Below are 23,385 nucleotides of genomic sequence, written 5' to 3'. Positions count from 1 at the left end.
CTTGTCTACACTAGACCGGTTGCTTGGGCACACCTATGTCCGCTGGCGTCCGCCCGCGTGACGTGCTCCACGCACGCGCGAATCATCCGGTCGGGCAACCCCGGCTGGACCGCCCCGAATTGTCGTAGGCCCACTGCCGCCGAATGTTTGACGGTGCTGTATGGGAACCGCGGCGAGAAAGGTAACGGTCAAACATGACCATGACTGATCCGATCGCAGACTTCTTGACCCGTCTGCGCAACGCCAACTCGGCGTACCACGATCAGGTGAAGGCTCCGCACTCGAAGATCAAGGTGAACATCGCCGAGATCCTGAAGCGTGAGGGCTACATCGCCGACTACCGCACCGAAGACGCGAACGTCGGCAAGACCCTGATCGTCGACCTGAAGTACGGCCCGTCCCGCGAGCGCTCCCTGCAGGGTGTCCGCCGCGTGTCCAAGCCGGGCCTGCGGGTCTACGCGAAGTCCACCAACCTGCCCAAGGTGCTTGGCGGCCTCGGCGTGGCGATCATCTCCACGTCCTCCGGTCTGCTCACTGACCGTCAGGCCAAGCAGCAGGGTGTAGGCGGGGAAGTCCTCGCCTACGTCTGGTAAGGGAGGTAGGAACAATGTCGCGTATCGGTAAGAAGCCGATCCCGGTTCCCGCCGGCGTCGAGGTGACCATCGACGGCCAGAACGTGACGGTCAAGGGTTCCAAGGGCACCCTGTCCCACGTTGTCGCCGAGCCGATCACCGTCGCCCGCGCGGAGTCCGGTGAGCTCGAGGTCGTTCGTCCGAACGACGAGCGCCAGAACCGCGCTCTGCACGGCCTGACCCGCACTCTGATCGCCAACATGATCGAGGGCGTCACCAAGGGCTACGAGAAGAAGATGGAAATCTTCGGCGTCGGTTACCGCGTGCAGGCCAAGGGCTCGAACCTCGAGTTCGCCCTGGGCTACAGCCACCCGGTCCCGGTCGACGCCCCCGAGGGCATCACTTTCGCGGTGGAGTCCCCGACCAAGTTCTCGGTGTCGGGTATCGACAAGCAGAAGGTCGGCCAGATCGCCGCGGTGATCCACGGCCTGCGTAAGCCCGACCCGTACAAGGGCAAGGGCATCCGCTACGCCGGCGAGGTCGTTCGCCGCAAGGTCGGAAAGACGGGTAAGTAAGCCATGGCACAGACTGAAAACCAGAAGGCCAAGCGCCTGCCGATCGGCAAGGATGCTTCGACCAAGCGTCGTCTGTCCAAGACGCGCCGCCACTTCCGTCTGCGGAAGAAGGTCGTCGGAACCACCGAGCGTCCGCGCCTCGTCGTGAACCGCTCGTCGCGTCACCTGCACGCTCAGCTGATCGACGACTCCGCCGGCAAGACCATTGCCGCCGCGTCGTCCATCGAGGCCGATGTGCGTGCCTTCGAGGGTGACAAGTCCGCCAAGGGCGCCAAGGTCGGCGAGCTGCTCGCCGCCCGCGCCAAGGCTGCCGGTATCGAGGCGGTCGTGTTCGACCGTGGTGGTCACGACTACCACGGCCGCATCGCGGCGCTCGCCGATGCCGCCCGTGAAGGTGGGCTGAAGTTCTGATGATCAACACTGCGAACGAAGGGAACGTCTGATGCCGGGACGTCAGCGGCGCGACGGCGGAAACAACGGTCCCGCCGGACAGAATGGTGGCAATGACCGCGATCAGCGTGGTGGCGGTCGCGACCGCCGCGGCGGCAACGATCGCCGGGACAACGCTGCCGAGAAGAACCAGCTCGAGCGCGTAGTCGCGATCAACCGCGTCTCCAAGGTCGTGAAGGGTGGTCGTCGCTTCAGCTTCACCGCCCTCGTGATCGTCGGTGACGGCAACGGTCTGGTCGGCGTCGGCTACGGCAAGGCCAAGGAAGTTCCCGCGGCCATCCAGAAGGGTGTCGAGGAGGCTCGCAAGGGCTTCTTCCGCGTTCCGATGATCGGCTCCACCATCACCCACCCGGTTCAGGGTGAGGCGGCTGCCGGTGTCGTCATGCTGCGTCCGGCTTCGCCCGGTACCGGTGTGATCGCCGGTGGCGCCGCGCGTGCCGTTCTCGAGTGCGCCGGCATCCACGACATTCTGGCCAAGTCGCTCGGTAGCGACAACGCCATCAACGTCGTGCACGCCACGGTGGCTGCCCTCAAGCAGCTGCAGCGTCCCGAAGAGGTCGCGGCCCGTCGTGGCCTGCCGATCGAGGACGTGGCCCCGGCCGGCATGCTGCGTGCACGCGCGGGACAGGGAGTCTGACATGGCAGATCTGAAAGTTACCCAGGTCAAGTCCAGCATCGGCGCCAAGGCGAACCAGCGGGAATCCCTGCGCACCCTCGGGCTGCGCGGCATCCGCCAGACCGTGGTGCGTGCGGACAACGCGCAGAACCGCGGCCTGATCAACGTCGTGCGCCACCTCGTAGTCGTTGAGGAGGTCTAAAGCATGACCATCAAGTTGCATCACCTGCGTCCTGCCCCGGGCGCCAAGACCGAGAAGACCCGTGTGGGTCGCGGTGAAGGCTCCAAGGGCAAGACCGCGGGCCGCGGTACCAAGGGTACGAAGGCTCGCAAGAACGTCCCGGTCCGCTTCGAGGGCGGTCAGATGCCGATTCACATGCGTCTGCCCAAGCTCAAGGGCTTCACCAACCCGTTCCGCACCGAATACCAGGTCGTGAACGTGGGCGATATCGCCCGGGTGTTCCCCGAGGGCGGCACCGTTGGCAAGGCCGAACTGGTCGCCAAGGGTCTCGTTCGCAAGAACGAGCTCGTGAAGGTGCTCGCGGAGGGCGAAATCGCTGTGGCCGTTCAGGTCTCGGCGGACAAGTTCTCCGGCTCCGCCAAGGAGAAGATCACCGCGGCCGGTGGCACCGCCACCGAACTGGCCTGACGGTAACCTGAATACACGGAGACACCGGGCGAGTCGAGAGCTCGCCCGGTGTCGCTGTTAAAGTTCAAGTGTTGTCTGCCAACACCGTCATGGTTATCGGGCTTTCCCCCGCTTAATCCATGGCCTGACCCATGTCGTTCGCCAGGAGGATCTGTGCTTTCCGCCTTCGTGTCGGCTTTCCGGACCCCGGACTTACGGCGGAAGATTCTCTTCACGCTGGGGCTCATCGCGCTGTACCGGCTCGGTGCCTCCCTGCCGTCCCCGGGCGTGGATTACAAAGCTGTCCAGGACTGCGTCAAGCTGGTCAACGGCGGTGATTCCGCCGGTATCTACCAGCTCATCAATCTTTTCTCCGGCGGTGCGCTGCTGCAGCTTTCGGTGTTCGCGATCGGCATCATGCCGTACATCACCGCGAGCATCATCATCCAGCTGCTGACCGTCGTGATTCCGCGGTTCGAGGAACTGCGCAAGGAAGGCCAGGCGGGTCAGGCCAAAATGACCCAGTACACCCGTTATCTGTCGGTCGCGCTGGCGATCCTGCAGGCGACGGGTCTGGTGGCGCTCGCTGCGCGCGGTCAGCTGCTGCGCGGGTGCCAGAAGGACATCCTGTCCGACAATTCGGTTTTCGGAATGATCATCATCGTGCTGGTCATGACGGCCGGCGCGGCCCTGGTCATGTGGTTCGGTGAGCAGATCACCGAGCGCGGCATCGGCAACGGCATGTCGCTGCTGATCTTCGCCGGCATCGCGGCGCGCATCCCGTCCGAAGGCAAGATGATCTGGGATACCAAGAGCCACCTGACCTTCAGCCTGGTGCTGGTCGCGGCGCTCGCGGTGATCGTGGCCGTCATCTTCGTCGAGCAGGGCCAGCGCCGGATCCCGGTGCAGTACGCCAAGCGCGTGGTCGGCCGCAAGATGTACGGCGGTTCCTCGACCTACCTGCCGCTGAAGGTGAACCAGGCCGGCGTCATCCCGGTGATCTTCGCGTCCTCGCTGCTGTATCTGCCGAACCTGCTGGCGCAGTTGACCCAGAAGAGCACCGGCGACCCCGCCGCGTGGCAGGAGTTCATCTCGAAGTACCTGGTCAATCCGACCAACTGGGTTTATGTCTCGGTCTACTTCGCTTTGATCGTCTTCTTCACCTACTTCTATGTCGCGATCACCTTCAATCCCGAAGAGCGCGCGGACGAGATGAAGAAGTTCGGTGGCTTCATCCCGGGCTATCGCCCCGGTAAGCCGACCGCCGACTACCTGAACTACGTGCTCAGCCGCATCACCCTGCCGGGTTCGCTCTACCTCGGCGCGGTGGCCGTGCTCCCGAACCTGTTCCTCAATATGGGCAATGCGGGTGGCGTGCAGAACCTGCCGTTCGGCGGTACCGCGGTGCTGATCATGGTGAGCGTCGGCCTCGATACGGTGAAGCAGATCGAGAGCCAGTTGATGAACCGAAACTACGAAGGGTTCCTGAAGTGAGAGTTGTTCTGCTCGGACCGCCCGGTGCCGGCAAGGGCACGCAGGCCGTGCTGCTGTCGGAAAAGCTTGGTGTTCCGCACATCTCGACGGGTGACCTGTTTCGGGCGAACATCGGCCAGCAGACTCCGCTCGGCCGCGAGGCCCAGAAGTACATCGACGCCGGTGACCTGGTCCCCAGCGATGTGACCAACCGGATGGTCGAGTCCCGCATCGCCGAGCCCGACGCCACCAACGGCTTCGTGCTCGACGGCTACCCGCGCACCGTCGACCAGGCCGAGGCCCTGGAGAAGATGCTCAAGGAGTCGGGTCACGATCTCGACGCCGTGCTCTGCTTCGTGGTGGACGAGGACGTGGTGGTGGGCCGCATGCTGGCGCGCGGTCGCGCCGACGACACCGAGGAGACCATCCGCAACCGGATGCGCGTCTACCGCGAGGAGACCGAACCGCTGCTCGAGCACTATGACGGCCTGGTCGTCACGGTCGAGGGCGTCGGCGAGATCGACGACGTGAACGCGCGTGCGCTGAAGGCGCTGGGTCGCTGAATGGTCTTCGGCCGCAAGCAGAAAAAGGTGGTGCCTTTCCGCACCTCCGGTGAACTGGACGCCATGGCGGCGGCCGGTGCCGTGGTCGGGCGTGCGCTGGTGGCGGTTCGTGCCGCCGCCAAGCCCGGCGTTTCCACCCTGGAGCTGGACGAGGTCGCCGAATCGGTCATCCGCGAGGCCGGGGCCATCCCGTCCTTCCTGGGCTACCACGGTTTCCCCGGCTCCATCTGCTCGTCGGTGAACGATCGTGTCGTCCACGGGATCCCGTCCAAGGACGACATCCTCGCCGAGGGCGACCTGGTGTCGATCGACTGCGGTGCGATTCTCGAAGGCTGGCACGGTGATTCCGCCTGGACCTTCGGCGTAGGCACCATTATCGAAGCCGATCGCCTGCTGTCGGAGGCCACGCGTTTGTCGATGGAGGCCGGCATCGCCGCCATGCTTCCCGGCAACCGCCTCACCGATGTCTCGCACGCCATCGAGCTGGGCACTCGCGCCGCCGAGGCCGAGCACGGTCGCGCCTATGGCATCGTCGACGGTTACGGCGGGCACGCCATCGGCCGTGAGATGCACATGGATCCGTTCCTTCCCAACGAGGGCAAGCCCGGCAAGGGCCCGCAGCTCGTGGTCGGTTCGGTGCTGGCCATCGAGCCGATGCTGACCCTCGGCACCACGGAAACCGAAACCTTGGAAGACGATTGGACAGTCGTCACCATAGACGGTTCCCGCGCCGCCCACTGGGAGCACACGGTCGCCGTCACCGAGGACGGCCCGCGCATCCTGACCCTCCGCCCGGAGTAGTCACCTTTCCTTCCGACGCCGCGCCCGCCTTTCCGGCGGGTGCGGCGTTCGGCGTTTCCGGGCTGGTTTGATGAACCGCATGGGCGACAAGGTTGTTCTCATCACCGGCACTTCGACCGGTATCGGACTGGCCGCGACCTGGGCGGCGATGGAAGCCGACTACACCACCGTGGCGACGCTGCGGAATCTCGATCGCGCCGATCCGGTGCGCGAGACCGGCGCGGACGTGCGGCGGCTGGATGTCACCGACGGGGAGTCGATCCGCGAGTGCGTGGCCGGTGTGATCGCCCACTACGGACGGCTGGACGCGGTGGTCAACAACGCGGGCGCCTCGGTCCTGGGCACCGTCGAGAACCTGTCCATGGACGACTTCCGCCGCGCGCTGGAGGTGAACTTCTTCGGTGTGGTCGAGGTGACCAAGGCCGCGATGCCGCACCTGCGCGCGAGCCAGGGGCGCGTGGTGACGGTGACCAGCGTCGGCGGCGCGATCGGCCAGCCGTTCAACGAGGCCTATTGCGCGGCGAAGTTCGCGGTGGAGGGCTTCATGCAGAGCCTGGCGCCGGTGGCAGCGACGGTAGGTGTAGGAGTCAGCGTCATCGAACCCGGCGCGGTGGCAACGGAATTCGTAGCGAACGCGGGTGTCGATCCAGAGGCGGCGGTCGGTGCGGCCGGACCCTACGCACCCGCGCTGCGCAACTACATCGATCGCACGCTCGGCGCCTACTCCAGCAGCCAGAGCGCCGACGAGGTCGCCGACGTCATACTGCAAGCGCTGGCCGCCGAACCCCCCGTCTTCCGCTGGCAAACTTCTGCCGCCGCAAGGGATTTCGTGGCGTCGTCCCTCGCCGACCTGAACGGTTCGGCGGTGCTGTCGATGACCTCGGGCTGGGTGCTCTGACGGTAGCCGGGGAGGTGGCGGGTTATCGAATGGCGGGGTGGCGGCGACTCCGCTAGGGTCCCTGCGAAACGGTAGATCGACATGGGGGGAATCCGTTGCTGCAGTTGCCGATCGAGAAGTCTGTCGTCGCCACGCCCGACCTGGGCCGGCGGCTGACCCGCGCGACCATACCCATGACCCTGCGCTCACCGCTGACCTGGGGATTCATCCTGATCGTGCCTTTGATCCTGATGTTCCAGCACATCATCGACGTCTTCAGCAATACCAGCAAGAACGGTTCCGGCCTGGCCGGGATCGTCGGCATCTACTTCGGCCTGTTGCTCGTGACGGTCGTGATGTTCGCGTTGGTCACCGCGCTGCGCGTGGTGCGCCCGCCCAAGCAGATCACCGCCTACGCCGGATCCGGGCGCACCATATCGGCACGCTACCAACAGGATTCGGTGGATTTCGTCCTCGCCACCGGCACCACCCACCTGTCCTATGCCGAGATCGACGAACTGATCGACCTCGGCGACGTGGTGTACGTCCGCTACGGAACGCTCAAGGGCATCGCCCTGCCGCGCGAACTCTTCTCATCCGACGCCCTCGCCGCCATGAGGCGAGAACTCAGCCCCCGCTGACAGCGGGACCGTTCCCTCAATCCCGCAGGCGGAGCCGCACTTCGGTGGAGAGCGCTGCGGCGGTGTCGCGCAGGGCCATGGCGAACGGGTGATGACTGTCGATGTCGCTGTCGGCACGGTAGGCGAGGACGATGGGGCGGAAGGCGGTGGAGCCCTGCACCTTGAGGATGGAAACCGTTGCGGGGAGCGCGGTTACGGCCAGACCCGGCACAACCGTGACGCCCAGTCCGGCCGCGACCAGACCCAGCTTTGCGACCCAGTCGCGGGCGACGTGACCGATGGCAGGTCGCCAGGCGACTTCGCTCCACACGCCGAGCAGGCCCGAACCGTCCTCCTCGCTGCCGGTGATCCAGCGTTCCTTGCGCAGGAGCCCGACGGGCACGCTACCCCGACCGGCCAGCGGGTGCGTGGCGGCGACGGCGACGTACAGCGAATCATCCAGTAGGGGAGTGGTTTCCACGCCTTCCGGCAGCGCTTCGGGTTGTGACAGCACGGCGAGATCGACCCGGCGGCGCACCAGCCCGTTCAGCAATACCTGGCTCGTTCCTTCCCGCAGCCGCACCCTGATCTCCGGATGGTGTTGTGCCGCAGCGGCAATGGCGCGCGGAACCAGCGCCGCGGTGGCGGTGGAGAACGCCCCGACCCGCAACCGCACCGGCGCCCGCTTCAGGTCCCGCAATTCATCCCGCGCATTGTCGAGCGCGTCGAGTACCGCATCCGCGTGCCGCAGCACGATCAACCCGGCCTCGGTCGGCCGCACCCCGCGCGGCAACCGCTCGAACAGCGCCCGCCCCGCCGCCTGCTCCATCAAGGTGATCTGCCGCGACACCGCCGACTGCGTGTAATCCAACCGCTCCGCCGCCCGCGAGAACGACCCGGTCCGCGCCGCTTCCCGCACCACCCGCAGCCCGGCGACGGTGAACTCTCCCATGCGAATACGTAATACCACCCATGCGAGACTCTCGCTGGTCGCATGCCTCGCACCCCCGTAGCTTTCGAAGCATGACCACCGCGCAACAGAACAAAACCCTCATCCGCGCCGTCTTCGACGACCTCTCCGCAGGCCGCACCGCCGCCCTCCCCGAAGCCATGTCCGACGACGTCCGCTGGACCTTCGCCGGTAACTGGTCCTGGTCGGGCACCTGGTCCCTGAAGCCCACCGTTCTGCACCAGCTCCTGGGCCCGCTCATGGCCCAATTCGACGGCGGCTACCGCATCCACGCCGACCTGATCATCGCCGAGGACGACCGCGTGGTCGTGCAGGCCCAGGGCAACGGCACCACCGTGGAAGGCGACCCCTACAACCAGACCTACTGCTTCATCTTCACCCTCGCCGACGGCCGCATCACCGAGGTCATCGAGCACTGCGACACCGCCCTGGTGGAGCGCGTCCTGCGCCCGCTGACCCCGGTGAATCCCTGAAAGCGACCGGTATCGTCAGCCCTCCAGCAGGATGGTCACCGGCCCATCATTGATCAACTCCACCTGCATGTGCGCACCGAACCGCCCGGTGGCCACCGTCGCGCCCAGCTCGCGCAACGTGGCGGCGAACGCATCGACCAGCGGTTCGGCGACCGCCCCCGGCGCGGCATTGTTCCAGGACGGGCGGCGCCCCTTCGCGGTATCGGCGTAGAGGGTGAACTGGCTGATCACCAGAATCGGCGCGCCGAGATCGGCGGCGGAGCGTTCACCGTCCAGGATGCGCAGGCGGAAGAGTTTGTCGGCGAGGGCTTTAGCGGTCGCCTCGGTATCGGTGTGGGTGACGCCGACGAGGGCGACCAGGCCGTGGGGTGCGCCGTGAGCGGCCGGATCGATGCGGCCGACCACCTCGTCGTCGACGGTGACCTGGGCGGAACTCACACGCTGGACCAGTACTCGCACCCATCGATCTTGGCAGCGGGCCGATCGAAGCACTGTCCGGGGGTCGGCGCAACCCCCAATTTCTTTGCGCGCCATCGGGAGTTCATGAAAGTACGCTGTGCTGGCATGCACAACTGAACCCGACGCGGAGCGACGTAGTTACCGATGGCACCTCAGAACAAAGACCAAACGGCTTGGGTGGGACTCAGGCAGCAGGCTGAAGCGCAGACGCTGGAGTTCGACCCGAGTACGGCGCAGAAGGCGATGTCGGCGTGCGCCGACCTGATCAGGCTGATGCGCGGGTACAAGAACGCTGCGGACCCCGAGCTCACCAATCTGCCCAAGATCGGCAGTTTGTCGGATGGCGACGCGATGGCGGCCAAACTGAATCGCCGTGGGCTCGAACTGGTGAACGCGTTCGACACCCACATCGACATCGTCACCGACATGCTCGAAACCTTCCGGGCGGCGGGTCAGGCGTACAAGCACAGCGAGGAATTGTCGCGGGACGAGTTCGTGCCGCTGAACAAGATCAAGGAAGGGCTGGGGACCTACAAGATCCCCGACGGGGCAGCCGATATCGGGGCGGGCCCGAAGCATCGAGATGCGAAAGACGCCGTGGGGGTGTCCTTGCCGGGCACATTGAAGAAGTGGAAGGACGACAAGGGCAAGTCCAAGGAGCCGACCAGCATCATCTTCCGGCCCAAGGATCAGATGAACATGCCCGATCTGTACCAGCTCGGGCAGGCGCTCAATCCCGGCCCGTTCGTCGCCGCGTCGGATCTGTGGACGAACCTGTCCGGCAAAGTGAATGGCAAGGTCACCGACTTCACCAATACGATTCAGGGCCTCAGCAATGCCTGGCGGGGCGCGGGAGCGTCGGCGGCGCAGCAGGCCGTCATCACCTACGCCAATGATCTGAAGCCGCTGATCGACACCATGAACGAGATGGGCGAGCTGCTCGATTACACCGCGCATTGGATGAAGGTCACCAAGGACTTCATGCCGGACAGCCCGGATGAGCCGGGTTGTATGGAAACCGGGGTCAGCTACTACCGCGATTCCTACGAGTCCAAATACCTGAAGCCCGCGAAGGATACGGAAGCGGCGATGCCGATCGTGCCGTGCCCGACGACCGTCAAGGGTGCGACGCCTACGTCGCCGACCTCGCCGACTTCGCCCACGTCTCCGACTTCGCCTACGTCACCGACGTCGCCTACGTCTCCGACGTCGCCCACTTCGCCTACCTCCCCGACGTCGCCTACGTCACCGACGTCGCCCACTTCGCCCACGTCTCCGACTTCGCCTACGTCACCGACGTCTCCGACTTCGCCTACGTCTCCGACGTCCCCTACCTCCCCGACGTCCCCAACCACGCCGACGCCGACAACTCCGACGGCGCCGACAACTCCGACCCCGACCACGCCGACAACTCCGACGACCCCCACTCCGACCAAGCCCACCACCCCGACGACACCGACCCCCACCACCCCGACCCCGACCACGCCGACCTCCCCGTCCGCGAGCGGCACCAGATCCACCGGATCGACGGGTTCGAGCGACCTGTCTCAGTTCGCCTCGGTGCTGAGCACCCTGGCCACCGCCGGTACGACCGCGCTGCAACAGCTGCCGACCATCCTCGAAGAGTTCCAGAAGCTCTTCCAGACCAACGACACCGGCAGCATCGCGTCTCTGCTCGGCATCTCCGAAGACCAGGTCACCAAGGCCATCGCGACCATCCAATCCTCTCCGGACAAGGTCGCGGCCCTGGCCGAGGTGCTGGGCCTCGGCACCACCGGCACCACGGGTGCGACCGTCGTGCCCGTGGAAAACGCGGGCACTGCGGCCGGAGCCTCGGCCGCGGGTGCGGCGGGCGGCGGGGGTGAGGGCCACACCAATCTGGTTCCGCGCGCGGGTGTCTCGGAGGAGCCGTCGCAAGGCCAAGGCCCCGGCGTGGCGGCCGGTCCCGGCGGCGGCGAAGCGCCCGCTCCGGCCGCGCCCGCTCCCCAGGAGGCCGCGCCCGTGCCCGCCACCGACCCGGGTTCGGTCATCCTCGACGTCGATTTCTTCCGCGGCATGGGATTCGACACCGGTGACTCGAAGTCGGTGATCGAGGCGTGAAATGGGAGTTCACCGATCTCGAGTTCCGGGCGCTGACCAATCGCTACCTGGAGGGGTGGATACCCACCCCGCTCACGTACACCTGCCGCACCGACGACAGCGACGAATACGACCGGCAGCTGTTCGAAACCGATGAGCTGCTGCGGGATCGGCTCGGTCCGAGCGTCGGCGCGCTCTTCGACACCATCCACCGCCCGGAGGTGATCATCGTCTCGCACACCTGGTGCGACGACGATATGACCAACCCGGAGAAGCGGATTCGCGTGCACGGCGCGGTGCGAGACCGGCGGGCCTGCATGATCACCCAGAAACCGGCCGAAACCATCTATCACAGCGGCGGTTTCACCATCACCGAATGCGATCCGCAGGAACTGCCGCGTCTGATGGTCGCCCAGCTGCCCGACGCCGGCACGGGCCGGGAAGCGGTGGTGCCGATCGTGCTCGAACCGCAGCGCGAGGCCCAATACGGTTCGCGTTCTCTGGCTTTCGACTCCTTCGACGACTCTATGGAGACGCGAAGCCTGGCCTTCCTGGGCCGCCGGGCCGACTGGACCGGCACCATCCGGGTGCTGCAGAGCCGTTCCAAGTACGGCCCCAGCGGCGTGATGGAAACCACCATGCTGTGGCGCGACGTCACCGACGACGGGCGCTATCTCATCGAACTGGGTGAGCCCGAGTTGCGGGCCGTCGGCATCGGTTCCGGCCAGCTCGTGCGCCGGATCGAGGCGCGGGTGGAGAAGGTGCGCAAGCATATGGAAGCCCGGGGCGAGGACGAGTACTGAGCACTCGCGCGGGTGAGTGCCCGCGCGAATCGGCACTCGCCGTTAAGGTTCCGGCAACTAAGCGGTTGCCGGAACCTGCCAAGGTCATCGACATGAGTGGTGGTGACGGTCGACTCGAGTCCTATATTGATCTGCTGACCACGGCTTCCCGCAAGACCGGGAAGGTCCGGGACAATATCGAGAAGATCATGGACACGCTCGAGGCCAGCACCAGCGGCCGCGGTGAGCCGTGGGGCAACGACACCCTGGGCAAGGGTTTCGCCGACGGCCCGCAGGGCTATATCGCCAGCCGGACGAACATGATCGAAGGCGGCGGCAATATGGCCGGCACCTTCGGGAATTTCTCCAAGGGCCAAGCCGATTCCGCCGCGAAGCTGCAGCGGATGGAAGACGGCAACCGCGACAGCTTCAAGTGATGCGGCTGCCATGACCAACGAACGCGCGAAATCCGATCTGGCCGCGATTCTGGACGACTTCCGGAATCAGATGACCACCATTACCGAATTGCAGCGGGAACGTGCCGCGCTGACCGCGTCCGCGACCGTGCGCGGCAAACGGGTCACGGTGACCGTGAACGCCGACGGCACCGTCATCGAGACCCGATTCGGTTCGGGCATCGAGGATCTCGACTATCACGAGATCGCGCGGGCGGTCACCGAGGCCGCGCAGCAGGCGTCGGCGGAGGTGGCGCGGCGCAGCCAGGAGCTGATGGCCCCGGTCTCGCAGAACCGCAATCGCATGCCGAAGCTGACCGACCTGATCCCCGGCATGCCGGATCTGAGCCGTGAACTGGCCGTACCCGACCTGCCGGTGGTCTCCACCGCCCCGCCGGGATCGCCGGAACGCGCTGCGGCGCACCCCGAGCCGGACGAGCAGGCCCCCAAGCCGCGAGGAACGGCCACCGATTCCGGATGGTGAGACGCCACTTCCGGGTGGGGTAACCGCGCATGATCGAATTCCCCTCCGAACTCGAATGGCTGGGCATCCTCGCGGGCATGGAATGGCCCCACGGCAACGAGGACGAGATGTGGAATCTCGCCCAGGACTGGCGGACCGCCGCCGAAGGACTGCGGGGGCAGATCTCGGCCATCGACGATGCCAAGTACGCGACCCTCGCCGCCTATGTGGACGGCGAGGGCCGCGACCCGATGCTGGCCATCTTCGATTCGCTGGCCGGGCGCGGCAGCGGGACGGTGGTCGGGCCGGACGGCAAGGAGCAGAAGAGCACCTCGATCCTCGATCTGGCCAAATACTTCGATCAGCTCGGGGAATCGGCGTATTCGACCGGCACCGAGATCGAGTACTCGAAGCTCATGTTCATCTCGTCGCTGGTGCTGTTCGCGGCGGAAATGGTCGCGGCGTGGATCTTTCCGCCCGCGGGACCGGCGCTGGAGGCGGCGGCGATCGCGGTCACCCGCATCGCGGTGCGGATCATCGGCGAGCGTGCCCTCGCGGCGATTCTGCGTGCGGCGGCGAAGGCCGGTCTCACCGCGTTCGTGAAGTTCGCGCTGCGGCACTTCGTCATGGACACCGCGCTGGGCACCCTGCAGGACTACGGGATTCAGCAGTACCAGGTCGACAAGGGCCACCGTAAGGCTGTCGACTGGGGGCAGGTCGGGGTCACGGCCGTCAGCTCCGCCATCGGCGGCGCGGTCGCGGGCCCGCTGGGCGGCAAGATCAGCAAGGGCCTCGCCAACCGAGGCATAGACGGCGCGCTGAACTCGGCCATCACCAGCGTCGGCGCCGGACTCGTCGGCGCGGGCGCGGGCCTCGTCGGCAGCATGGGCGCGCAATTCGCCCTCGACGCCCACCGCTACGGGCTCGACAAAGCCTGGGAGAACCTGAAGAACACGCCCCTCGACTACCGCATGTTCACCGCGGGCGCACTCAACGGCCTCGGCTCCGGACTGAATCACCATGCCGCACACCGAGTCTGGGAACCCACCGTAACCCGGATGCGAGCAGGCATCCCGACCATGCCGAATATCGGATCCCTCCCACCCGGCATGATCGGCGACCCCGGAACCCGCCTCGGCAACAACGGCACCGGAGGCAGCCCCACCGGAACCAACGGCGCCGGCGAAAGCCCGCGCACCAACCCGGCGGGATCCACCAGCGCAGGCGACCAATCCGGCACCGGCGCCCGCCCCATCGGCGACGGCAGCACCTCACGCCCGGAAACCAACGGCCAAACCAACGGCGCGGCAGCGTATTCCGGCGGCGACAACCGCCCCGGAGCCCGCGGCGAGGACCCGAGCGGCATGAACGGCTCCGGCCACTCGCCCTCCGCCCCAACCTCCGGCTCATCCGGAACCCACGATGGCAGCGCAGCGGCGGCAACCGGACCGTCGGCGACATCGAACGGAAGCCCCTCCGGCGCAGGGGCTCCCACGTCCGTAAGCCCAGCGGCCACCGGTGGCGGCGTCTCGGCGAGTTCGACCGGAGTTCCCGCCTCCAGCGGGGGTTCGTCCCCGGCTGCAACGGGTGGTTCTTCCTCGGCCGCCGGTGGTTCTTCCTCGGCCTCAACTGGTGGTTCTTCCTCGACCTCGACTGGTGGTTCGTCCCCGGCCTCAACTGGTGGTTCATCCCCGGCCTTGACTGGTGGTTCATCACCGGCTTCAACTGGCGGGTCGTCCCCGGCTTCGACAGGCGGCGGATCGCCGAGCTCCTCCGGTGGTAGTCCGTCAACCACGTCGAGCGGTGGTCCCTCGGGCAGCGGATCTGCCGGAAGTTCCATTGGCGCTGGTTCGGCGGCCGCATCGAACGCCGGTTCTGCGGCGGCATCCGGTGGCGGGTCCGCATCCGGTCCCAGCGGCACTTCCGCATCCGGTTCGAGCGGCGGCGCCGGGCCTGCCGCCGGTGCCGGATCGAGCGGCGGGCCGAGCGCCACCTCCGCAACCGGCTCCAGCACGGGCCCCGCCGCCGGCCCGTCAGCATCACCTAGCGCGCCCACCACCGGCGCGGGTCCCGCCGCCGGTTCGTCCGGTCCATCCACGTCGCCCGCCTCCACTGCGGCGAGTGGTGCCTCAGCGACGGGAGCGCCCAGCTCTCCCGCCGCAAGCGGTGCAGCTGCCTCCACCGCGAGTCCCGCCGGAGTGAGCTCCACCGCAACGAGTTCCTCTCAACACGGCGTCAACGCGGCCCCGAACTCCGCCCCGGCCCCCGGCCAGTCGGCGACAGGCGCATCCGACCGAGGCAATCACGACGCCCGCACAGCCGAAACACGTGCCACAGCAGCACCTTCCAATGCCGATCCGCGCGCGAACGCCCCTCGTGCCGCCGAGGTCGGCGCACCGCGCGCCGGTGAGGGAGCAGCGCCCCGCACGGACACTCCTCGCCCCCAGCCGAACTCGGCCGAAGGCTCCCGCCCGCAACCGGGCCCAGAGGTCCGCCCGGATACAACCTCTCCCGGGTCCACCTCGCACACCCAGGACTCGGAAACCCCCCACGAACCGGCCTCTCCGGACGGCGGCGACGCATCCGAAAACCGCTCGAATGCTGCTGATTCCACCCGGGCCGACGCCAGTGACGCCGACGCGCCTGCGAACCGACCCGACGCTGATGCCACCGCCGACCGTCCTGACGACGGAGCCGCCCAGCATCCCGACGAGTCGGGCGACCGGAACACCCAGCGCGCCGATGCGCCGCCCAGCCGCGATGGGGAGACCCCGTCGCAGCCGGACGGTGCATCGCCGCAAGCGGACGAAACACCTTCGCGTAGTCATGAATCGGGCGCGGATCGGGATGCGGCGGGGAATCGCGACGGGGTCGGATCCGGCCGGGATCGGGACGGTAGTCCCGGCGGAGACGAAACGCAGCGTCGGGATGCCGATTCCGGACCCGAGGACCGTTCCGGTGACCGCCCGGAGAGCGCTCGGCGGAGTGAGGACGAGGCACCCGCGGATGCCGATTCGCGTCCGGATGGTGTGCGTGGGCGCGATGACGCTGCTCCGCACCGGGATGAGGCGACGCGTCGGACCGGTGAAAGTCCCTCGGATGCAGAGGGAATGCCGCGTCGTGAGCCAGACAACGCGTCGCCCAGGGATGAATCGTCCATGGCCGAGTCCGGTATACGGCCGGAAGGTGATCGTACGGAGGGTTCGCCGACGCGCGACCGGGATGGCGAATCGCCGGACCGGAATCCGGATCGCGAGGCCGCGCGGCCGCGGGATGACGCACAGCCCGATCGCGCCGATTCGGCTGGGCGGCGGCCGGATGAATCGCCTGATTCCGACGGACGCAGGCAATCGGGCGACGATGTGTCGGGGCGGCCCGATCATGATGCGCCGGAGGGTGATTCGCGGCCACGGCGAGATTCCGAGGACGCTGCACGCACCCGGCTGACCGGTGACCCCGACGATTCGACCCCGCCGCGAGGAGACGACGACTCGGCCGGTCGCCGCCGCGACGATTCGTCCGATCCTGCTCCCGATGCCGGCCTGCTCGTCGGCCCGCCGCTCGCGGGCGACGGGCCGCATCCGCGTGGTGACGGCGGGGAGCGGCGGGCGGATGGTTCACGCCGGTCCGATGAGTCGTCCCGAACGGATGACGACACCCGGCCCGCACCCGGCGACGACACCCGTCCGGCGCCCGGCGACGACACGCCTCCTGACACGAACACCCCTCGGCGACCCGATCTCGCCGACACCGGTGATGGCGCGACGCCCCACCCGGGCAGTCTGGACGAGCCGGGATCTGCTCCACGCCGACAGGATTCGGGCGGCGACCCGCTGCGCGGCCGCTGCGGCGAACTGTCCCTGCGGTTGCTGCGCGCCATCACCGGCAATGAATCGATTCGTATCCCCGAAGGTCCGGTCGGGCCCGAAGGCATGTCGGCCGAGGAACTGGTGGGCAGTGCCGGCGGCCGGTTGAGCCGGTTCGCCGACCATGACGCCATCGCGCGCCGACTCGAGCGGCTGGGCCCGGGCTCGGCGGCGCTGGTGGTGGATCGCTACGCGGGAGCCGTCGACGAGCATGGTGTCGGCGCGCACGCCTACCTCATGGTCAACGAGGGCGGCTCCATCGTCGTCAAGGACCTCGCGGCAGGCCCCGACCACGGCTACCCGCCGGTCGTCCCCCGCGAAACCCGGGGCACCCGCGCCATCCTCTTCAAACCGGACGGCCAGCCTCTCACCCCCCTGAACGCCGAGACCCGCCACACCCTCCTCCGCATGGCCGGCGTCGAGGACGCCCGCGACCGCACCCCGAACCAGACCGACAACGAAGACGACGACGAGCCCATCCCGGACCCCGACGACCTCACCCCGGACTCCGACGACGAATCAGCCACCCGCCAACCGGATTCCGACGATGAGCCGGGCGCTCGCACCCCCGACTCCGACGATGAGTCGGGCACTCGTACTCCTGGCTCGGATGATGAGCCGGATACCCGTAGCTCTGGTCCCGACGACGAATCAGGCAGTCGCCGACCAGATTCCGACGACGACTCGGGCGATCGCACTCCCGACTCCGACGAGTCGGCCCGTCGACCCGCGGACACGGACGAGGAAGAGGCGCGCAAGCCGGCCGATACGGACGAGGGCGAGGCACGCAGACCGGCCGACACGGACGAGGGCGAGGCACGCAGACCGGCCGACACGGACGAGGAGGAGGCACGCAGACCGGCTGACGAAGACGAGCGGGAGGCGCGCAAGCCTGTCGGCGAGGACGATCCCGATACCCCGGTTCGCCCGGACGACGAGACGCGCACGCCCGCACCGCGCGATGACGACGACTTCCGCCGGACCAGGCCGGAACAGCGGCAGGAAGGCGAACTCCAGCCTGCCGCTTCGGAACCCGCGTCACGTGCCGTCCCCCGTCCGGCCGAGCCCGCCGGTGACGATGCCCCACAGCCGAAGGACGCCGCCGACGCTCCGGACGACGCCGCCTCGCACGACGTGCCCGACTCCACCGACTTCTCACCCCGCCCGGACGACGAATGGTCGCAGCTGGACCGCGAGGGCATCGAGGAACGGTTGTGGGCGCACTGGAACTTCGAGGAGATCATCGGTTTCGACCGGGTCGCCGATGTAGAGGTGTTGCGCGAGTTCGCGCGTGCCATCGACGACATGATGACCAGGCACGGCGATCTCGTCGATGTGCGGCGGCTGGAGGTCGGTCCGACCCAGCATCTCAACGCTTATGCCGAGGCGGTCCCGGGGACCGATGCGAACGGACGGCACTTCACCGAGAAGATCGTGCTCAGCGAGGCGTGGGCCAATGATCCCGAAACCTTCCGCCTGTCCACGCTGCGGGACCAGGACGAGGGCTTCCATGTCCCGAATTCCGGTGCGCGACCGATTTATTCGACGATCGTGCACGAGTTCGGGCACGCGGTGGACTTCCAGGGTCAGCTGCGCGGGCGGGACGATCTCGACGACGCGCTGCTGGCACGCTACAAGGAGCTGTACGGCGAGAATCCGGTGCTGTCGGAGTACGACGCATGGATCCAGCGGATGTCGGACTACAGCTTCGAAGAAGGCACCCCGTGGGTCGACGCCCCGGAGGCACTGGCCGAGGCGTTCGCCGATGTGATCCTCAACGGGGAGAACGCGACCGAGCCGGCTCGTGCGCTGTACGACCTGCTGACGGGGCGGGCACGGGAAGAGCAAGGCCTCGGCGCGACGCCGGACCATTCCCCACCGGACCCGCATGCGCAGCCGAACAGCGCAGGGGCGCAGCAAGATTCGAATGGCGCGCACCCGCACGGATCAATGCCGTCCGAACCTGGCACCGAGCGCCCGGCGCCCACCATCGATGACCACCTGCCCGCAACCGGCGACGAGTCGCCGCGCTCGCTGACCGAAATGCTTGCCCGCGCAGACGATCTGCTGCGCGAATCCAACGCTCGCTTGGACGAGATGCAGCGCCGCATCGACGCCGGTTTCGAAGCCCTCGACCGCATGGTCGAACAGGGCCTGGACGGCGCGGCCGACCGCACCGAACCCACGGTCCCCGAAGCGATCGCCCGCGCCAACGACGTGATCGACGAGTCCCAGGCCCGGCTGCGCGAGATGGACCGCCGCATCGCCGCAAGCCTGGACGATATCGACCGTCTCGTCCGCGACGGCCTGGAGCGCCCGATCGAGCCGGGTACGCACCCGGACGATTCCCGTACTCCGCACGAACCCGACGGCCCCGCCGACCACGACCGGGAACGCCTGACCGCGGAAACCCGTCCCGATGGCATCGACGCGGATGCCTTGGACCCCAGCCGAACTCGCGCCGACGACGACACCCGCCCCGACCTGCCCGCCGCCGAACACACCCGTACCGATGACCCGCGTACCGACATCCCGGTGGCCGAGCGGACCCGCACGGATGACACGCGCACGGATATCCCGGTGTCTGAGCGCACTCGCACCGATGACACGCGTTCGGATTTGCCGGTGTCGGGGCGGACTCGCACTGACGACACGCGTTCGGATTTGCCGACGTCGGAGCGGACCCGTACCGACGACACCCGCACGGATTTGCCCGCGTCGGAGCGCACTCGCACCGACGACACCCGCACGGACATCCCGGTTTCTGAGGCGGCCGCCGCCGAGCAGACCCGGGCAGACACCACCCGCACGGATCTCGCTGGTGCGCAACAGCATCGGGGTTCGGAATCCGAGGCGACCCGTCCCGACATCCCGGTCCGCAGGGAGACCCCGGCGCAACGCATGCTGGAGCGATTGCGCCAGCTGGGCAGCGAGATTCGTGACCTGTTCGGCAGCCACGACGCGATTCCGAAGCATCCGTCGGGTTCGGGACTGGACGGGCACGGGCAGTCGGTGGCCGTCGATGCCGCCATCGAAGTGGCGACCGGTCATGCCCCACACGACAAGTCCCCCAACGCGGTCCGGCTGATCAAGGAGATCGTCGAGCTCTATCGCAAGCGCGGGCGGATCAAGGAGTTCTTCCTCGGTATTCGCGCCGACCGTGCCGACGATTTCGTCATCGACCGCAATGCCGACGGCTCCGAGAACCGGTACTGGGAAACCGAAGCCGATCCGGATCTGCTCGCCCAGGTCGACGTCCCGGAGCGATTGCGCGAGCACGCCGCCCACCTGGATACGCAACTCCCCGCCCCGGATCCGGCCGCCCGCGCCGCGAACACCGACACCCGCCCCGATATCGCCCTGCCCCCGGCCGATACCACCGCGGATCGCGCCGCGTCCGCTGCCGAACTCTCGCGCCTGGCCGGCAATGCCGATGTCGCACTGCCGGATCACAGCCCGCTCTCCCTGCGCCTCGCCGAAGTCGAGCTGCACGAGCGTGCCCGGGAACGTCTGGCGGCGGTCGAACGGCTCGCGGCGGTGGCCGAGGCGTACAACGAAGAGCACCAACGAGTCCCGTTCCGTGACGAGCTGCCGCTCAACTTGAAGGGTGAGCTGGCCGAGGACCCCGGTCACGAATTCCTGACCGATATCTTCGGCGCCGGCGAACTGCCGCTGCACAATTTCCCGGCGGTGAACAACGGCGCGGAGCTGCCCGCCGAACCGCTGCCGCGGGAACTGCACGAGCAGGGTGAACGTCGGCGCGAACTCCGCACCGAGCGAGTGGAACTCGCCGACGAACTCGGTGTCCGGCTCGCGGATCTGGACCCCGAGCGACTACCGGAAACCCTGCGTCGCCTGGCCATGGACGCCGCCCGGCAGCAGCTACTGGCCGATGCCTTCTCCGAGCAGGCGCACCAGCACAACCTGCTCGCCGCCGACCAGCGTGCCCGCGATGCCGCCGCGCACGCCGACCCCTCCGGTGCACCCGAGCGCGGAGCCGAGGCCGAGGTCCCGCGCGATCGCCGGGAGCAGTCGCTGCCGAACGAATCGGATCCGAACGCCACCCGTGCCGACCCGCTGCCCACCCGCCCCGATCCCGACGCACCCGACCGATCGGGCGCCGAGGCCCGCAGACCGCTGGCGGACACCCGCCCCGACCTCCGGCTGCCCGACACCGCCGACCCGAACGCCACCCGCGTGGACCTGCCGCGCCCCGATCAGCCGCGTGGTGACGAAGCCGCCGCCGAGGCCACCCCGCCGGCCGCCGAAACCCGCCGGGACATCCCCGTGCAGGAGCGCACCCGCGCCGACGAGACCCGCACCGAACAGAACCAGCAGGAAGAGCAGCGCCCCCGCCGCAAACCGCAACAGCGCGCCCGCGAGATTCCACCCCCGTCGCCGTCGGGCCCGGCTCCGCACCCGGAACACACAGCCCAGGAACCGGACCCGCACGCGCGCCGCGATCCCACCGAGCCGGAAACGGAAGTCCCAGAGCCCCTCGACGGTCAGGACCGGCGGCCCGACGATGCCATCCGTCCGGAACCAGGTGAGGCGCCGGAGCTTTCCGATGGTGAGGGCAGGCGGCCCGAGGGCGAGACCGATGAAGGCCCGGAGTTCTTCGACGGCAGCGACTGGAAGACCGAGCCCGGCGACGGCCCCGAGTTCTTCGACGGCGACGACTGGCATTCCGAGACGCCGGAAACTCCGCCCGCGCAACCGGATTGGTCGCCGCGCCCCGACGATTCCTGGTCGCGGCTGGACGCGGACGGCATCGTCGACCGGCTGAGGACCGAGTTCGGTTTCCAGGACGTGATCGGTTTCGATCCCGCCCGCATCGACCCCGAGGTCATGCGCGAATTCGCCCGCGCGGTGGAGGATGTGCTCGCCGAGCACGGCGGTCATATCGATCGCGGAATTCTCGAGATCGGCGAGACCGTCAACCCCGGCGCGTATGCCGAGGCCGTGCCGGCGCGGGACGAGAACGGCAACCTGACCGCGCACCGGATCGTCCTGAGCGCGAGCTGGGCCGCGAATCCGGAAGGCTTCCACGCCAGCACCCAGCACGACCAGCACGCGCACTTCCACGTCCCGAACTCGAGCCTGCGTCCGATCTACGCGACCATGGTGCACGAACTCGGCCACGCGGTGGATTTCGCCGGTCAGCTGCACGCCCACGGCGATATCGAGTCCGCGCTCAGCAAGTACTTCGCGAAGACGCACCAGGACGAGAACACGACCCTGCTCGACTACCTCATGTGGGTGTCGGACGGCATGTCGAACTACAGCTTCCGCAGCGACGGCAGCATCAACAGAATCGAAGCCCTGGCCGAGGCTTTCACCGACGTCCTGCTGAACCGCGACAATGCCAGCGAACCGTCCCGCGTCCTCTACGACCTGATGACCGAACGCGCACAAGCCGCCCGCACCGCCGACGCGGAACCGGTCGCCCCGCACGATCCGGCTGACTCCACCGCTTCCAAGAAGGAATCTGAACTCGGCGCGGAAGATCCGGCCGATCCGGCTGCGCCCAAGGAAGATCCGGCCCCGCAACCGCACGACCCCGATGCGGAACTCCGCCCATCGCCGTCGATGCCGATGGTCCCGCCGTCGGTCCCGGACGGCCCTTCCGACCACGACCCGAACCAGCGGCCGTGGTCGTCGCCGGACGAACGCCTGACGCCGGAACAACGGCCGGTTCGCGAACACGTATACGGCCCGACCGAAACCGCAGACGGCTGGGTGCCGCGTGTCCCTGATCCCGACACCGTGCGCGTGCTGGAAGTGCTGTCGCAGACTGAATCCGGACGCAATGTTCTCACTTCCCTGCGTGACGCGGGGATCACCCTGCGCCTGGTCGATTCCGGCGGCGATACCCCCATCCGCGATTCCTACGACCCGGCCACCCGTGAGCTGGTCATCGACATGCACAACCGCGGCCAGCTCGAGCAAGCCGCCGCGATCGTCGCCGCAACCCCACATATCGACGTCCCGCCGGAATTCGCACCAACACAGAACGCTGGCGAAAACCCGACGCAGCGAACGGAATCGGAATCGGCCTCACGCCCGCAGGACGAACTGCCGCCAGGTCCGCTGGAGGAGGGGGCGCGTCCGCAGGACGAATTGCTGCCACGTCCGCACGAAGAATCGGGTGCGCGTTCGGAACGCGAACCGGCCGAGTCGGCCGACCATCTGCGCCGTGCGGCCGAATCCTTCGGCCGCGAAGCGGAATTCACGCGCGAGCTGCGTGACGCTGGGTATGACGACACCCGTAGTGCGCTGCGTGACCCGGTGGAATCCAGGTTCGAGGATTCGGTTCGCGAGACGTATCTGCGCGCTGCTGAAGCGGCTCGCGACGAAGCGCGCACGCGCACGCCCGAACTGTCCGAATCTGATTTGCGCGCGCTCGCGCACCAGGCCGGTCTCGAGGCCCTGCTCGCCGACCCGCGGTTCGCCGGGGGAGACGCTGAGGACAATCGCCCGAACCCACTGGCGGAGCGGCGTGCCGAGCTGTCCCGGCCCGAAGCACCCGAGGAAGCGGTTGATCCGCTGTACGACTCGCCCTTGCGGGAAGAACTCGACGCGCTCCCGGTCGCAGAGGACACGGAATCATCCGCCCCGCAGCGCATCGGCGACTTCGACGACCCCGGCCCCGTACGTTACGAC

Annotated in this window: 19 protein-coding genes (1 of these 19 only partly in view); 17 read left to right on the top strand and 2 right to left on the bottom strand. The window is 67.8% G+C overall.

The features are described 5' to 3' along the window. Window positions 1–194 precede the first annotated feature (194 nt). The 11 genes from rpsH (at window position 195) to NY1_RS13585 (ending at window position 7,196) form a co-directional block, all read left to right on the top strand. The gene (gene rpsH, locus NY1_RS13635) at window positions 195–593 is read left to right on the top strand and encodes a 30S ribosomal protein S8 (protein ID WP_067712045.1); all 399 of its coding nucleotides are present in this window, start codon (window positions 195–197) and stop codon (window positions 591–593) included. A gap of 14 nt (window positions 594–607) precedes the next feature. Then, window positions 608–1,147: a 50S ribosomal protein L6 gene (gene rplF / locus NY1_RS13630; protein ID WP_067712042.1), complete on the top strand. Its 540-nt coding sequence runs from the start codon at window positions 608–610 to the stop codon at window positions 1,145–1,147. A 3-nt stretch (window positions 1,148–1,150) separates the two neighbouring features. Continuing rightward, entirely contained in the window at window positions 1,151–1,558 is a 408-nt protein-coding gene (gene rplR, locus NY1_RS13625; RefSeq protein WP_067712040.1) for a 50S ribosomal protein L18, read from the top strand. Window positions 1,559–1,589: 31 nt separating this feature from the next. Then, window positions 1,590–2,234, top strand: coding sequence for a 30S ribosomal protein S5 (gene rpsE, locus NY1_RS13620; RefSeq protein ID WP_067712037.1), 645 nt, complete (start codon window positions 1,590–1,592; stop codon window positions 2,232–2,234). 1 nt (window position 2,235) lies between these two features. Then, on the top strand, window positions 2,236–2,415 hold the full coding sequence (gene rpmD / locus NY1_RS13615) for a 50S ribosomal protein L30 (RefSeq protein ID WP_067712035.1): 180 nt from the start codon (window positions 2,236–2,238) through the stop codon (window positions 2,413–2,415). 3 nt (window positions 2,416–2,418) lie between these two features. Beyond that, window positions 2,419–2,862: a 50S ribosomal protein L15 gene (rplO, locus tag NY1_RS13610; RefSeq protein WP_067712033.1), complete on the top strand. Its 444-nt coding sequence runs from the start codon at window positions 2,419–2,421 to the stop codon at window positions 2,860–2,862. A gap of 153 nt (window positions 2,863–3,015) precedes the next feature. Further along, window positions 3,016–4,335: a preprotein translocase subunit SecY gene (gene secY / locus NY1_RS13605; RefSeq protein ID WP_067712030.1), complete on the top strand. Its 1,320-nt coding sequence runs from the start codon at window positions 3,016–3,018 to the stop codon at window positions 4,333–4,335. Next, window positions 4,332–4,877, top strand: coding sequence for an adenylate kinase (locus NY1_RS13600; RefSeq protein WP_067712028.1), 546 nt, complete (start codon window positions 4,332–4,334; stop codon window positions 4,875–4,877). The genes secY and NY1_RS13600 overlap by 4 nt, the downstream gene beginning before the upstream one ends. Continuing rightward, on the top strand, window positions 4,878–5,678 hold the full coding sequence (gene map / locus NY1_RS13595) for a type I methionyl aminopeptidase (protein WP_067712025.1): 801 nt from the start codon (window positions 4,878–4,880) through the stop codon (window positions 5,676–5,678). A 79-nt stretch (window positions 5,679–5,757) separates the two neighbouring features. Then, window positions 5,758–6,576, top strand: a complete 819-nt coding sequence (locus NY1_RS13590; RefSeq protein WP_218028355.1) for an SDR family oxidoreductase — start codon at window positions 5,758–5,760, stop codon at window positions 6,574–6,576. 95 nt (window positions 6,577–6,671) lie between these two features. Next, entirely contained in the window at window positions 6,672–7,196 is a 525-nt protein-coding gene (locus NY1_RS13585) for a hypothetical protein (protein ID WP_067712017.1), read from the top strand. A gap of 16 nt (window positions 7,197–7,212) precedes the next feature. Here NY1_RS13585 and NY1_RS13580 read toward each other — a convergent pair whose 3' ends face one another. Further along, complete coding sequence (locus NY1_RS13580) at window positions 7,213–8,127, bottom strand: LysR family transcriptional regulator (protein WP_067712014.1); 915 nt, start codon at window positions 8,125–8,127, stop codon at window positions 7,213–7,215. 71 nt (window positions 8,128–8,198) lie between these two features. Here NY1_RS13580 and NY1_RS13575 point away from each other — a divergent pair, with 71 nt between their 5' ends. Continuing rightward, complete coding sequence (locus NY1_RS13575; RefSeq protein ID WP_067712011.1) at window positions 8,199–8,618, top strand: nuclear transport factor 2 family protein; 420 nt, start codon at window positions 8,199–8,201, stop codon at window positions 8,616–8,618. A gap of 15 nt (window positions 8,619–8,633) precedes the next feature. Here NY1_RS13575 and dtd read toward each other — a convergent pair whose 3' ends face one another. Beyond that, entirely contained in the window at window positions 8,634–9,077 is a 444-nt protein-coding gene (dtd, locus tag NY1_RS13570) for a D-aminoacyl-tRNA deacylase (RefSeq protein WP_067712008.1), read from the bottom strand. 177 nt (window positions 9,078–9,254) lie between these two features. On the opposite strand from dtd, the gene NY1_RS44185 reads away from it, so the two are divergent. From NY1_RS44185 to NY1_RS13545, 5 genes are all read left to right on the top strand, one after another. Next, a complete protein-coding gene (locus tag NY1_RS44185; RefSeq protein WP_218028354.1) occupies window positions 9,255–11,177 on the top strand; it encodes a PPE domain-containing protein in 1,923 nt (640 codons plus the stop codon). Then, a complete protein-coding gene (locus tag NY1_RS13560) occupies window positions 11,174–11,959 on the top strand; it encodes an ESX secretion-associated protein EspG (protein WP_067712005.1) in 786 nt (261 codons plus the stop codon). The genes NY1_RS44185 and NY1_RS13560 overlap by 4 nt, the downstream gene beginning before the upstream one ends. 92 nt (window positions 11,960–12,051) lie before the next feature. Beyond that, complete coding sequence (locus NY1_RS13555) at window positions 12,052–12,375, top strand: hypothetical protein (RefSeq protein WP_157762212.1); 324 nt, start codon at window positions 12,052–12,054, stop codon at window positions 12,373–12,375. Between the two features lie 10 nt (window positions 12,376–12,385). Further along, complete coding sequence (locus NY1_RS13550) at window positions 12,386–12,877, top strand: YbaB/EbfC family nucleoid-associated protein (protein WP_067711999.1); 492 nt, start codon at window positions 12,386–12,388, stop codon at window positions 12,875–12,877. 29 nt (window positions 12,878–12,906) lie between these two features. Next, a protein-coding gene (locus tag NY1_RS13545; protein ID WP_067711996.1) for a WXG100-like domain-containing protein crosses the window boundary here: on the top strand, window positions 12,907–23,385 show its start. It continues 23,121 nt past the right edge of the window; the window shows 10,479 of its 33,600 coding nt (coding positions 1–10,479); its start codon is at window positions 12,907–12,909; its stop codon lies off the right edge, out of view.

The organism is Nocardia yamanashiensis NBRC 100130 (assembly GCF_001613325.1).
GTDB classification, from domain to species: domain Bacteria; phylum Actinomycetota; class Actinomycetes; order Mycobacteriales; family Mycobacteriaceae; genus Nocardia; species Nocardia yamanashiensis.
The sequence above is the reverse complement of the archived record's forward strand: the minus strand, read 5'-3'. Positions and strand labels throughout refer to the sequence as shown.